At 72.2% G+C, this 12,915-nt stretch carries 12 protein-coding genes; 7 read left to right on the top strand and 5 right to left on the bottom strand.

What is annotated here, in order from left to right:
• Nucleotides 1-111: 111 nt before the first annotated feature.
• On the bottom strand, nucleotides 112-585 hold the full coding sequence (locus ABZY45_RS33715) for a MarR family winged helix-turn-helix transcriptional regulator (RefSeq protein WP_356746062.1): 474 nt from the start codon (nucleotides 583-585) through the stop codon (nucleotides 112-114).
• Between the two features lie 284 nt (nucleotides 586-869).
• Between ABZY45_RS33715 and tdh the strand changes: the two genes are divergently transcribed.
• From tdh to ABZY45_RS33730, 3 genes are read left to right on the top strand one after another with little or no spacing between them, the layout of a single operon-like run.
• Nucleotides 870-1,898 carry an L-threonine 3-dehydrogenase gene (gene tdh / locus ABZY45_RS33720; RefSeq protein WP_356746063.1) on the top strand — a complete coding sequence of 343 codons (1,029 nt, stop codon included), beginning with the start codon at nucleotides 870-872 and terminating at the stop codon, nucleotides 1,896-1,898.
• A gap of 42 nt (nucleotides 1,899-1,940) precedes the next feature.
• Nucleotides 1,941-3,134, top strand: a complete 1,194-nt coding sequence (locus ABZY45_RS33725; protein WP_356746064.1) for a glycine C-acetyltransferase — start codon at nucleotides 1,941-1,943, stop codon at nucleotides 3,132-3,134.
• 30 nt (nucleotides 3,135-3,164) lie between these two features.
• On the top strand, nucleotides 3,165-4,070 hold the full coding sequence (locus ABZY45_RS33730) for a LysR family transcriptional regulator (RefSeq protein WP_356746065.1): 906 nt from the start codon (nucleotides 3,165-3,167) through the stop codon (nucleotides 4,068-4,070).
• A gap of 10 nt (nucleotides 4,071-4,080) precedes the next feature.
• On the opposite strand, the gene ABZY45_RS33735 is transcribed toward ABZY45_RS33730, so the two are convergent.
• The gene (locus ABZY45_RS33735) at nucleotides 4,081-4,467 is read right to left on the bottom strand and encodes a VOC family protein (RefSeq protein WP_356746066.1); all 387 of its coding nucleotides are present in this window, start codon (nucleotides 4,465-4,467) and stop codon (nucleotides 4,081-4,083) included.
• 82 nt (nucleotides 4,468-4,549) lie between these two features.
• On the opposite strand from ABZY45_RS33735, the gene ABZY45_RS33740 reads away from it, so the two are divergent.
• From ABZY45_RS33740 to ABZY45_RS33750, 3 genes are all read left to right on the top strand, one after another.
• A complete protein-coding gene (locus ABZY45_RS33740) occupies nucleotides 4,550-5,173 on the top strand; it encodes a nucleoside/nucleotide kinase family protein (protein ID WP_356746067.1) in 624 nt (207 codons plus the stop codon).
• A 92-nt stretch (nucleotides 5,174-5,265) separates the two neighbouring features.
• On the top strand, nucleotides 5,266-6,396 hold the full coding sequence (locus ABZY45_RS33745; protein WP_356746068.1) for an aminopeptidase P family protein: 1,131 nt from the start codon (nucleotides 5,266-5,268) through the stop codon (nucleotides 6,394-6,396).
• A 233-nt stretch (nucleotides 6,397-6,629) separates the two neighbouring features.
• The gene (locus ABZY45_RS33750; protein WP_356746069.1) at nucleotides 6,630-7,427 is read left to right on the top strand and encodes a helix-turn-helix domain-containing protein; all 798 of its coding nucleotides are present in this window, start codon (nucleotides 6,630-6,632) and stop codon (nucleotides 7,425-7,427) included.
• A 21-nt stretch (nucleotides 7,428-7,448) separates the two neighbouring features.
• On the opposite strand, the gene treZ is transcribed toward ABZY45_RS33750, so the two are convergent.
• A complete protein-coding gene (gene treZ / locus ABZY45_RS33755; protein WP_356746070.1) occupies nucleotides 7,449-9,212 on the bottom strand; it encodes a malto-oligosyltrehalose trehalohydrolase in 1,764 nt (587 codons plus the stop codon).
• 206 nt (nucleotides 9,213-9,418) lie between these two features.
• Here treZ and ABZY45_RS33760 point away from each other — a divergent pair, with 206 nt between their 5' ends.
• Entirely contained in the window at nucleotides 9,419-10,816 is a 1,398-nt protein-coding gene (locus ABZY45_RS33760) for a GH1 family beta-glucosidase (protein WP_356746071.1), read from the top strand.
• Here ABZY45_RS33760 and ABZY45_RS33765 read toward each other — a convergent pair.
• The gene (locus ABZY45_RS33765; protein WP_356746072.1) at nucleotides 10,788-11,699 is read right to left on the bottom strand and encodes a GNAT family N-acetyltransferase; all 912 of its coding nucleotides are present in this window, start codon (nucleotides 11,697-11,699) and stop codon (nucleotides 10,788-10,790) included. The genes ABZY45_RS33760 and ABZY45_RS33765 overlap by 29 nt on opposite strands.
• A 185-nt stretch (nucleotides 11,700-11,884) precedes the next feature.
• Nucleotides 11,885-12,844 carry a GNAT family N-acetyltransferase gene (locus ABZY45_RS33770; protein WP_356746073.1) on the bottom strand — a complete coding sequence of 320 codons (960 nt, stop codon included), beginning with the start codon at nucleotides 12,842-12,844 and terminating at the stop codon, nucleotides 11,885-11,887.
• Between the last annotated feature and the right edge of the window lie 71 nt (nucleotides 12,845-12,915).

The raw sequence follows: 12,915 nt of genomic DNA on the forward strand, positions 1-12,915 counted from the left end.
GCACGGCCGTACGTGTACGGCGGGGACGGCCGTGTCCACGCGCGCAGGTGCCGGCCAGGGGGCCCAGGCGTCGTCGAGCCCGGGAGTCTGGCCGGAAACAGCGCGTGCGTGTCAGCCGGCGGAGGAGTGGAGGCGCCGTGTCAGTGACTTCAGCGCGCCCAGAGCCGCACCGAGGGCGTCGAGATCGCCGTCGGTGAGGGTGGTCAGCGCGCGCGCCACGTGCGCTTCCTTGAGGAGACGCGCCTCGGCGAGGCGCTCCCGGGCCGTGGTCGTCGGGTGCAGATGGGCCACCCGCTTGTCGGCCGCGTCCTGCCTGCGCTCCAGCAGGCCGAGCTCGGTGAGCTGCGAGACGAGAGCGCTGACGTTGTTCGGCTTCATCAGCAGGGCCTCGGCCGATTCGCGGACGGTGATCCCCTCGTGCTCCTCGACGAGGAACAGCAGCGCGAGCTGGCCGTCCGGAAGCCGGGGATGGGGGAAGTCCCGCGCGACCTGCCGCTCCAGGGCCCGGTGCAGTCCGGGCAGGAACGCCACGAGCGCGGAGGCTACGTGGTCGGCGTCCTGCGAAGGCACACGGGGAGCGGGCATGCGCCGACTATAAGTACCAGGTAATAGCTATGTCAAAATATCTAAATGCGCGCCGGGGTGTGAAGCACAGCTGCGGCGGCGCTTAAGAAATCCTCGATGGACCTGAGGCCCCGCCGTGCGGCACATTTCTCTGTGACGGCGGAGGGCGGCGCACCGGTCCAGGGGACGGACCGCAGCGCACCCACTCGCCCGCCGTACCCCTCAGTCGCTCCGGGCCGCCGGCCGTATTCGGCGTGCCCGGGACCGGGGTGTTCGCCACGTACCAGGTACAGGGAGCCGCAGCCGTGAAGGCACTCGTGAAGCACAAGGCCGAGCCGGGACTCTGGCTGATGGACGTGCCGGAGCCGGAGACCGGCCCGGGGGACGTGCTCATCAAGGTCCTGCGCACCGGTATCTGCGGCACCGACCTGCACATCCGCGACTACGACGGCTGGGCGCAGCAGGCCGTGCGCACCCCGCTCGTCCTGGGGCACGAGTTCGTCGGCGAGGTCGCGGGGATCGGCGCGGACGTCGTGGACATCAAGATCGGCGACCTGGTCAGCGGTGAGGGCCACCTGGTCTGCGGCAAGTGCCGAAACTGCCTCGCGGGCCGGCGCCACCTGTGCCGCTCGACCCTCGGGCTCGGCGTCGGACGGGACGGGGCCTTCGCCGAGTACCTGGCCCTGCCCGCCTCCAACGTCTGGGTGCACCGGGACAAGGTGGACCTCGACGTCGCCGCGATCTTCGACCCGTTCGGCAACGCCGTCCACACCGCCCTGTCGTTCCCCCTGGTCGGCGAGGACGTCCTGATCACGGGCGCGGGCCCGATCGGCATCATGGCCGCCGCCGTCGCCCGCCACGCCGGTGCCCGCAACGTCGTCATCACCGACGTGAGCGAGGCCCGGCTCGACCTCGCGAGGAAGGTCGGCGTGGACCTCGCCCTGAACGTCGGCGGCGCCACCATCGCCGACGGCCAGCGCCGGCTCGGACTGCGCGAGGGCTTCGACATCGGCCTGGAGATGTCCGGACGCCCCGAGGCCATGCGGGACATGATCGCGAACATGACGCACGGCGGCCGGATCGCGATGCTCGGACTGCCGTCCGCGGAGTTCCCCGTCGACTGGTCACGCGTCGTCACCTCGATGCTCACCATCAAGGGGATCTACGGCCGCGAGATGTACGAGACCTGGTACGCCATGTCCGTGCTCCTGGAAGGCGGGCTCGACCTCGCCCCGGTCATCACCGGCCGGTACGGCTACCGCGACTTCGAGGCCGCGTTCGACGACGCCGCGAGCGGTCTCGGCGGCAAGGTCCTGCTCGACTGGGCCGCCTGACACCTCTCGTACGCACCCGTACCCACCTGGGAGACACCCGACATGTTCGAATCCGTACGCGACGACCTGCGCACCACCCTCGACGAGATCCGCGACGCCGGTCTCCAGAAGCCGGAACGCGTCATCGGCACCCCGCAGTCCGCCACCGTCGCCGTCACCGCCGGGGGCCGCGCGGGCGAGGTGCTCAACTTCTGCGCGAACAACTACCTCGGTCTCGCCGACCACCCCGAGGTCGTCTCCGCCGCGCACGAGGCGCTGGACCGCTGGGGCTACGGCCTCGCGTCCGTCCGCTTCATCTGCGGCACCCAGGAGGTCCACAAGGAGCTGGAGCGGCGGCTCTCCGCCTTCCTCGGCCAGGAGGACACGATCCTCTACTCCTCCTGCTTCGACGCCAACGGCGGAGTCTTCGAGACGCTCCTCGGCCCCGAGGACGCGGTGATCTCCGACGCCCTCAACCACGCCTCGATCATCGACGGCATCCGCCTCTCCAAGGCGAAGCGATACCGCTACGCCAACCGTGACATGGCGGACCTGGAGCAGCAGCTCAAGGAGGCCTCCGGCGCCCGGCGCCGCCTCGTCGTCACCGACGGCGTCTTCTCCATGGACGGGTACGTCGCCCCGCTGGCCGAGATCTGCGACCTCGCCGACCGCTACGGCGCGATGGTCATGGTCGACGACTCGCACGCCGTCGGCTTCGTCGGCCCCGGCGGCCGTGGCACCCCGGAACTGCACGGAGTGATGGACCGGGTCGACATCATCACCGGCACGCTCGGCAAGGCCCTGGGCGGCGCGTCCGGCGGCTACGTCGCCGCGCGCGCCGAGATCGTCGCGCTGCTGCGCCAGCGCTCGCGCCCGTACCTCTTCTCCAACTCGCTCGCCCCGGTCATCGCCGCCGCCTCCCTGAAGGTCATCGACCTGCTGGAGACCGCCGGCGACCTGCGTGAGCGGCTGAATGCCAACACCGCGCTCTTCCGCTCCAGGATGACCGAGGAGGGCTTCGACATCCTGCCCGGCGACCACGCCATCGCCCCCGTCATGATCGGGGACGCGGCGAAGGCAGGCAGGATGGCGGAGCTGCTCCTCGAGCGCGGTGTGTACGTGATCGGGTTCTCCTACCCCGTCGTCCCGCAGGGGGCCGCGCGCATCCGCGTCCAGCTCTCCGCAGCGCACTCCACCGAGGACGTCAACCGCGCCGTGGAGGCGTTCGTCGACGCGCGGGCCGCACTGGAGGCGTGAGCGGCCCCTGCGAACAGGGACAATGAGCGCATGATCGATGTGCGGCGGCTGCGTGTCCTCCGAGCGGTGGCCGACCACCGGACGGTGACCGCTGCCGCCGCGGCGCTGTATCTCACGCCCTCCGCCGTCTCCCAGCAGCTCGCCGCCCTGGAGCAGGAGACCGGCCACCGGCTGGTCGAGCGCGGGGCGAGAGGCACCCGGCTGACACCGGCCGGGGAGATCCTGCTGACCCACACCAACGCGGTCCTCGCCCAGCTGGAGCGGGCCGAGGCGGAGCTCGCCGACTACGGCGCGGGCGTCGCCGGGACGGTCACCGTCGCCGCGTTCGCCACGGGCATCGGACTGGTCCTCGCCCCCGCCATCGCCGCGCTCACCCGCACCGCGCCCGGAATCCGGGTGCGGGTGCAGGACGCCGAGGGCGACGCGAGCGTGCCGATGGTGCTCGACCGGCTGGTCGATGTGGCGGTCGCCGTGGAGTACCGGGGGGCGCCCGGTGACGACGACCGGAGGCTGACCAGGCTGCCGCTGTACTCCGAGCCGTTCGACGCGGTGCTGCCGGTCGGCCACCGCCTCGCGGACCAGGGGCACGTGGCCGTCGCCGATCTCGCCCAGGACGCGTGGATCGGCCCTTACCCGGGCAACCCCTGCCACGACGTGGTGGTCCTGGCGTGCGAGTACGCGGGTTTCGCGCCCCGGCTGGAGCACTCGTCCGACGACTTCCACGCCGTGGTCGCTCTCGCCGGAGCGGGCGCCGGAGTGGCGCTGGTGCCCCGCTCGGCGCTGCGCGGAACCGAGCTCGGACGGGTCGTCGTACGCCCCGTCGAGGGTGCCGCCCCGACCCGGCGGGTGTTCGCCGCGGTGCGCCAGGGGGCCGAGGGCCACCCGCTGATCAAGCCGGTCCTGGAAGCGCTGGCCGCGGCGGCGGAACCCGTATGAGAACGGCGGCTCACGCGGGCTGCAACAGGTCCCAGCGGTTGCCGTAGAGGTCCTCGAACACCGCTACCGAGCCGTACGCCTCGTGCCGGGGCTCCTCCAGGAAGCGGACCCCGGCGGCGCGCATCCGCTCGTGGTCGCCGGCGAAGTCCTCCGTGTGCAGGAAGAAGCCGACCCGGCCGCCCGTCTGTGCCCCGACGCTCGCGCGCTGCGCGTCGTCCTTGGCGCGGGCCAGCAGAATGCCGGTGCCCGACGTGCCCCGCGGCCGCACGACCACCCAGCGGGAGCCGTCGCCCCGGTCCGTGTCCTCGGCCAGCTCGAAACCGAGTGCGCCGGTGTAGAAGGAGAGGGCCTCGTCGTAGTCGCGGACGACCAGCGTGACCAGGGCGATGTGAGACATGGGGATCCTCGAAGTTGCGTGCCATGGTGTAGTTATACGTAACACTAACGCGGGCCGGGCCCGTCCGGGGAGAATGCCCGCCATGGACACGAGTGACCTCGCCGCGCTGACCGGCCGTGCTCGCCGCCTCGCCGGCGCCGGCGGGCGCCGCATCCTCGGCATCGCCGGCGCGCCCGGCGCAGGGAAGTCCACGCTGGCGGCCCGCGTCGTCGACGCGCTCGACGGGTGCGCCGTCCTCGTCCCGATGGACGGCTTCCACCTGGCCGGGGCGGAGCTGGAACGCCTGGGGCGGGCGGACCGCAAGGGCGCCCCCGACACCTTCGACGCCGCCGGATACGCGGCGCTCCTGCGCCGGCTGCGGCACCCGGGCCCGGACGCGGTCTACGCACCCGCCTTCGACCGGGCCCTGGAGGAGCCGGTCGCCGGATCGGTGCGCGTACCCCTCGGCACACCGCTCGTCGTGACCGAGGGCAACTACCTGCTGCTGGACGAAGGCCCCTGGGCACCGGTGCGCGGCCTGCTGGACGAGGTGTGGTTCCTGGACGCCGAACCGCGGGCCCGGATCGGCGGGCTCGTGGACCGGCACGTGCGCTTCGGGAAGTCCCGGCCGGACGCCGAGCGCTGGGTCGCCGAGTCCGACGAGCGCAACGCCCGGCTGGTCGAGCGGCACCGCGACCGCGCCGACCTCGTCGTACGCCGTTCCTGAGCCGCGAGGCACGGCGGCCCGGATACCGCTCGCGTGCACCGGGGCGGACGGGCAGGATGCTGTGTGCCGCGTCGCCCCGCCAGGAGGTCCTCATGCCCAGCACCGACCAGCCCGTGCCCTTCACCGCCGACGACTACCGGAACCGGATGACCCGGGCCGCCGAGTCCGCCGACGCCGCGGGCCTGGCAGGTGTCCTCGTCGCGCCGGGTCCCGACATGGTCCATCTCACCGGCTACCGGCCGACCGCGGACACCGAACGCCTGACCCTGCTCGTCCTGCGGGCGGGTCACGACCCCGTCCTCGTCGTACCGGCCCTGGAGGCGGCCGACGCCGAGCGCGCGGTGGGCGCTCCCGCCCTCACCCTGCGGGACTGGACCGACGCCGCGAACCCCTACGCCCTGGCCGCCGGACTCCTCGACGCCAAGGGCCGGTTCGGAATCAGCGACAACGCCTGGGCCCTGCACCTGCTGGCGCTGCACGCGCTGCTGCCCGACACCTCCTACGCCTCGCTCACCGAGGCCCTGCCGATGCTGCGCGCGGTCAAGGACGCGGCCGAGCTGGAGCGGCTGGCGGCGGCGGGAGCCGCCGCGGACGCGACGTACGAAGAGATCCTCAAGGTGCGGTTCGAGGGTCGCAGGGAGAGTGAGGTGGCCGCGGATCTGGCCGGCCTGCTCACCGAACACGGCCACTCCCAGGTCGACTTCACCGTGGTCGGCTCCGGCCCGAACGGGGCGAACCCGCACCACGAGGCGGGAGACCGCACGATCGAAGGCGGTGACATGGTCGTCCTGGACTTCGGCGGACTGAAGCACGGCTACGGCTCCGACACCTCCCGTACGGTCCATGTCGGCGAACCCACCGCCGAGGAGCAGCGCGTCCACGACGTCGTAAGGGAGGCGCAGGAGGCGGGCTGTCGTGCCGTGCGGCCGGGAGTGGCCTGCCAGGAGATCGACCGGGCGGCCCGCGCGGTGATCACCGAATTCGGTTACGGCGAGCGGTTCATCCACCGCACCGGCCACGGCATCGGCGTCACCACGCACGAGCCGCCCTACATGATCGAGGGCGAGGAGCAGCCGCTCGTGCCGGGGATGTGCTTCTCCGTGGAGCCGGGCATCTATCTTCCGGGCCGCTTCGGCGTCCGTATCGAGGACATCGTCACGGTCACCGGGGACGGGGGCAGGCGGCTGAACACCACGCCCCGCGAACTGGCGATCGTCGAGTAGGGATCGCCCGCGCGCCGCGTTCGATGGTGTTTCCGGCAGGGGAAAAGCTACGTTGCGTTCAAAGATCCTTCAACACCTCTGTCGCTAGAGGAGTGAGTAATGGCAGTTGGATGGCCCTATGTCGTTGCAGCGGCCTGAAATCTAATGCAACGTCAGACGCTGGATCGTTGCAATGAAATAAAAATGAAGGCTATGCTGAGGGGGTCAGGGACGCCACGAAGGGGGAGACCGCTGTGCCGGGAGGCAGGCTCACTCAGCAGGAACGTCAGCAGATCGCGCTGGGGCTGGCCGACGGGCTCGCCTACGCGGAGATCGCCAGACGTCTCGACCGCCCGACCTCGACGATCACGCGCGAGGTGATGCGCAACGGCGGTCCCGCCGGCTACCGCGCCGACCTGGCCCACCGCGCCACCGAACGGCGCGCGCACCAGCGCAGGCAGACCGCGCCCCGCGGGCCGGAGGCGCCCCCGCAGGCCCACGGACGCGACCCCGAGGCCGTGCGTGCCTACGAGGAGACGTTCACCGCCGTCCTCATGCAGTCGGGTCTGCCCAAGATGACGGCGCGCGTGCTGGTCGCCCTCTACACCACCGACGCCGGCAGCCTCACCGCGTCCGAACTCGTGCGGAGCCTCCAGGTCAGTCCGGCGTCCGTCTCCAAGGCGGTCGCGTTCCTCGAGAACCAGGGCCTCCTCCGCCGCGAGCGCGAAGAAGGCCGCCGCGAGCGCTACTTCGCCGACGACGACGTCTGGTACCAGTCGATGATCGCCGCCGCCCGGTCCAACACGCTGCTCGTGGAGACCGCGCGGCAGGGTGTCGGCATCCTCGGCCCCGGCAGCCCGGCCGCCGCCCGCCTCGAGAACATCGCCCGCTTCATGGACTTCGTCGCCGAGAGCCTCGCCCGGGCCGCGGAGCAGGCGCGCGAGATACTCCACCCGAAGGCCGAAACGGCGCCCGACGAGGCGTCGGGGCCCAGCCCGGAGCGCGGACAGCCGGCCGCCGGCCCGGGTGCCCGAGCCGGTGAGCCGAAGTGAGCTCGCGAGCAGGGGAGTCGTTCAGTCGTCGGCGAGTACCACGCACGACTCCGGCGGCAGGTGCAGCAGTCCGTCGGAGCCCGGAGGCTCCACCGGGTCCCAGGCGGCCAGCACCCGGCCCGCGCCGCGGCGGTGCCGTCCCGCCCCCAGCGGGATGGCCGCCGGCTTCCCCGACAGGTTGACCGCGACCCTCAGATCGCCCCTGCGGTAGGCGATCCAGCCCGAGTCCTGGTCGTACGCCGTCTTCACGGAGGCGAGGTCCGGATCGGAAAGGTCCGGCAGGGTGCGCCGCAAGGCGATCAGCTCGCGGGACCAGGCGTGCAGCCTGGCGTGGGGTTCACGCCCGGGCTCGCTCCAGTCGAGGCACGAGCGGTCCCGGGTGGCAGGGTCCTGTGGATCGGGGATGTCCTCCTCCGCCCAGCCGTGCGCCGCGAACTCCCTGCGTCTGCCCTCGCGGACGGCGCGGGCGAGATCGGGATCCGTGTGGTCGGTGAAGAACTGCCAGGGGGTGCGGGCACCCCACTCCTCGCCCATGAACAGCATCGGCGTGAAGGGCCCCGTGAGCACGAGCGTCGCCGCGCACGCCTGGAGTCCGGGGCTCAGCGAGGCCGCGAGCCGGTCCCCGAGCGCGCGGTTGCCGATCTGGTCGTGGGTCTGGGCGTAGCCGACGAAGCGGTGCGCGGGCGTGCGGGTGACGTCCACCGGGCGGCCGTGCGTGCGGCCCCGGAAGCTGGAGTAGCTGCCGTTGTGGAAGAAGGCGCTGGTCATGGTCTTGGCGAGCGCGGTGAAGGGGGCGGTGGCGAAGTCCGCGTAGTAGCCCTGGGACTCGCCGGTGAGTGCGGTGTGCAGGGCATGGTGGAAGTCGTCGTTCCACTGGGCGTGCAGTCCGATGCCGCCCTCGGTGCGCGGTGTGGTCGTCCGTGGATCGCAGAGATCGGACTCCGCGATCAGACCGAGCGGCCGGCCGAGCTCGGAGGCGAGAGCGTCCACGGCGGTGGAGAGCTCCTCCAGGAACGTGAGCGCCCGGCCGTCGGCCAGCGCGTGTACGGCGTCCAGGCGCAGGCCGTCCAGGTGGTAGTCCCGCAGCCAGGCCAGCGCGCTCCCCAGCAGATACGCGCGCACCTCGTCCGAACCGGGGGCGTCGAGGTTCACCGCCGAGCCCCAGGGGGTGTGGTGGGTGTCCGTGAAGTACGGCCCGAAGGCGGGGAGGTAGTTGCCCGAGGGGCCCAGATGGTTGTGGACCACGTCCAGGACGACGGCGAGACCCAGGCCGTGCGCCGTGTCGACGAAGTGCTTCAGCCCGGCCGGGCCTCCGTACGGCTCGTGCACCGCCCAGAGTGACACCCCTTCGTACCCCCAGCCGTGTGTTCCCGGGAACGGGCAGACGGGCATCAGCTCCACATGGGTGATGCCGAGGTCCACCAGGTGGCCGAGCCGCTCGGCCGCCGCGCCGAAGGTGCCCTCCTCCGTGAACGTGCCGACGTGCAGTTCGTACAGGACGGCGCCCGGCAGGCCGCGCCCCGCCCACGCGGCGGTCCGCCAGGGGTACGCCGAGTGGTCCACGACCGCGCTCCGGCCGTCCGGCCCGTCCGGCTGACGGCGGGAACGCGGATCGGGCAGCACGGGGCCGCCGTCCAGCGAGAAGCCGTAACGGTCGCCGTCCGCCGCCTCGGCCTCGGCCGTCCACCAGCCCGCACGCCGCTCGTCACGGTCCATCGGACTCTGCCCGCCGGCCGTGCACAGCACGACCGACTCCGCGGCAGGGGCCCACACCTCGAACTGCATTCACCACTCCTCGTCCATGAACGGGATGCCTCACCCGGAGGCCCCCATGATCGGCGGAAGTCGCACACACGGCCCCGGGACACTGGAGCGAGTCCGTAACTGGCGATTAGGGTCTGGTCCTGATCATTGCCCTGCCGGGTTCTGCTCATACGTAGTGAACCCGGGCAGTACCACCGAGGTCCCTCCCACGGCTGCTGGAGGCCGAGATGACCGTGCCGACCTTCCCACCCGGCTTCCTGTGGGGAGCCTCCGCCTCCGCCTTCCAGACGGAAGGCGCCTTCGACACCGACGGCAAGGGGCTCTCCGGCTGGGACGCCTTCGCCGCACAGCCCGGCCGCATCAAGGACGGCACCGACACCACCCGCGGCACCGGCTTCCACGAGCACTACCGCGAGGACGTCGCGCTGCTCGCCGGACTGGGCGCGGACGCCTTCCGCTTCTCGATCAGCTGGCCCCGCGTCGTCCCCGGTGGCAGCGGCTCCCTCAACCCCGCCGGACTCGACTTCTACGACCGGCTCGTCGACGAACTCTGCGCCCACGGCATCACCCCGGCCCCGACGCTCTACCACTGGGACACCCCGCTCCCGCTGGACGAGGCGGGCGGCTGGCTCAACCGGGACACCGCCTACCGCTTCGCGGAGTACGCGGGCATCGTCGCGGAACGCCTCGCCGACCGGGTGCCCATGTGGATCACCATCAACGAACCGGCCGAGGTGACGATGCTCGGCTACGCCCTCGGGGAGCACGCACCCGGCCGCACCCTCCTCTTCGACGCGCTCCCGGCCGCCCACCACCAGCTGCTCGCCCACGGCCTGGCCGTACGGGCCCTGCGCGCCGCGGGCGCCGGCAACATCGGCATCGCGCTCTCCCACACCCCTGTCTGGACGGCGGGGGACACCGACGAGGACCGCATGGGCGCCGAGCTCTACGACACCCTGACCAACTGGCTGTTCGCCGACCCGGTCCTCACCGGCCGCTACCCGGACGAGGGGTTCGCCGCCCTGATGCCCGGCCCGGTCGAGGACGACCTCAAGACCATCTCCACGCCGCTCGACTGGTACGGGGTCAACTACTACAACCCCACCCTCGTCGGCGCCCCCAGGCCCGAGGCGCTGGACTCCTTCTCCGGTTACTCGATGCCCCCCGGACTCCCCTTCGGCATAAGGGAGATCGAGGGTTACGACACCACCGACTTCGGCTGGCCCGTCGTCCCCGAGGGGCTCGCCGAGACGCTCGGGGGGCTCCGGGACCGCTTCGGGGACCGGCTGCCGCCCGTCTACATCACGGAGAACGGCTGCGCCGTCGACGAGCCCGTCGCCGACGGCCGCCGCATCGCCTTCCTCGAAGGACACCTGGAGGCACTGGGCAGGGCCATCGACGCGGGCGTCGACGTACGGGGCTACTTCACCTGGTCACTCACCGACAACGTCGAGTGGACCGAGGGCGCCAGCAAGCGGTTCGGCCTGGTGCACATCGACTACCGGACCCTGCGCCGCACCCCCAAGGAGTCCTACGCCTGGTACCGCGACCTGATCAGCGCGCAGCGCACCGGCGCCGGTGCGCCACGGCCCGAACTCACACCAGGTGAACACGCTCCTGGGTGATGCGGTGCCCGGCGCGTGCGAACGCGGCGGCCATCGGCACGTTGCCCCGGTCCGTCGCACCGGCGACGGACGTGGCGCCCTCCCCGGCCAGGAACCGGGTGCACTCCACCAGCAGGTCGTAGCCGTAGCCGTGGCCGCGCGCCTCGGGCACGACCCCGATGAAGCCTATGCACGGCCCGCCCGGGTTGCGGGCGGGCACGTGGATGCCCGCGAGTTCGCCGTCCGGGGTGTACGCGAGCTGCCACCACCCGCGGGGGGAGGGGCACCAGTTGAAGAAGTCCAGCTCCTCCTGGGCGGCCTGTTCCAGACCGCCCGGGCCCTCGATGGTGCGCAGGGCATGGGCGTCCAGCGTCACGGAGTGGACGCGGCGCAGCACGTCCAGGATCACCGCGTCGTCGGGCTCGGCGCGGAACTCCAGCCGGCCCGGCGGCTCCGGCAGCCCGTCCGCCGGAGTCCACTCGTAGCGGTAGCGCTCGACCAGCGGCTTCATGCCGGCCGCCTCCGCCGCAGCGACACGGGCCGAGGCGGCGGCCCGGACCTCGGGCTCGTCCCGCCATCGCGGCGGCATGATCAGCTCGTACTCGACGGACCACGGCGCCCGGCGCAGGAGTTCGGCGGCGGCACCGTCCTCGCCCTCGGCGAAGTCGAAGTAGTTCAGCAGCACGGGCTCGGTGTCCTCGGGCCCGCCCCACCAGGCGGCCCTCGCGACGACGACGCCGTCGCGCAGGGCGACCCACGTCCACTCGGGGCGGTACTCACCGCCCTCGTGCACGGTGGCGTAGCGGTGGCCGAACGCGGCCCGTCCGACGAGGAAGGGGCCCGGCAGGGTGTGGAAAAGACGCGATTCGCTCGGCGTGAGCGCACGGATGACCGGAGAGGTCATGGGTGTGTCCTCCAGGACTGGGTGGCGAGGGGCTTGCGCTCCCGGTCAGACCGAGTCCGACACCGTCCTGCGGACGGGACGGGAGCGCGGGCACGAGGTGGTACGCACGTGTCTCGCCTCCTTCCGCGTCCGGGGTCGTTGTTCCTCCGTGAGGGTACGGGCCCCGGCGCGCGGCGGCCACCGGTTTACGGCCGGTCCCACACCATGTTGAAAGCGCGCTCGAAGTTCACGTACCCCAGACGCTCGAAGGACTTCGCCATCGGGACGTTGCCGAGGTCCGTCGCCGCCCTGATCCGGTCCACTCCCTGGGCGGCGAGTATCCGGGTGCCCTCGGCCAGGATGCCGTCGACGTAGCCACGTCCGCGATGGGCCGGCAGCACGCCGATGTAGGCGATCACCGGGTGGTAGTTGTTCCGGGCGGGGACCACGAAGCCCACCGGTTCACCGTCCGGCAGTTCCGCGATCCGCCACCACTCCCGCGGTGTCCTGAAGTGCGCGAACTCGTCGTCGTAGTGCTGCTCCGCCGCCTCCCGGGCGCTGAGTCCGGACGCCAGGTCCTGCTGCCCGTGGGCGTCGAGCGTGCCCTCCAGCACCGGGGTCATCAGGGCGAGGAGGTCCTCACGTCCGGAGACCGCGCGGAAGACCAGCCGGCCGTCGTCCTCAGGAACGGGCGTGCCCTCACGCCACTCCAGTCGCAGCCGCTCCACGAGCATCCGGGCCCCGGACGCCTCCATGACCCGTGTCCGGGCCTCCACGACCTCGCGCGCCGCCGGGTCGTCGCGCCAGCCCGGCGGGATGAACCGCCCGTACTCGGGCCGGGCCGCCCCGGCCGGGACGACGGCCTCCGTCGCCGTCTCCAGCAGCTTGAGCCCGATCGCGCCGCGCTCCGGCTCGGGCAGCGAGTCGTCCAGGTCGAAGAAGTCCAGTGCCTGCGGCCCTGACCCGGGCCGGCCCGTCCACCAGGCGACGCGGGCCAGGACACGGTCGCCGCGCAGTGCCACCCACATCCACTCGGGGCGGCGCCGGCCGGTGTCCAGATCGTCGGCGAGCTCATGGTCCAGGACGTAGGAGAGACGGCGGAACAGCCCGAGTTCGTCCGCTCCGGTGAGCGGACGGATGGTCAGGCCGGGCGGTGCAAGGGTCACAGAATCTCCTCGGCAGGGGTACCGCCCGATCGGTCGGGACGGCGCGTGACCCTAACAACTCCCGCGCCGCC

This window comes from Streptomyces sp. NPDC006516 (genome assembly GCF_040611875.1).
In the GTDB taxonomy this organism is placed as follows: domain Bacteria; phylum Actinomycetota; class Actinomycetes; order Streptomycetales; family Streptomycetaceae; genus Streptomyces.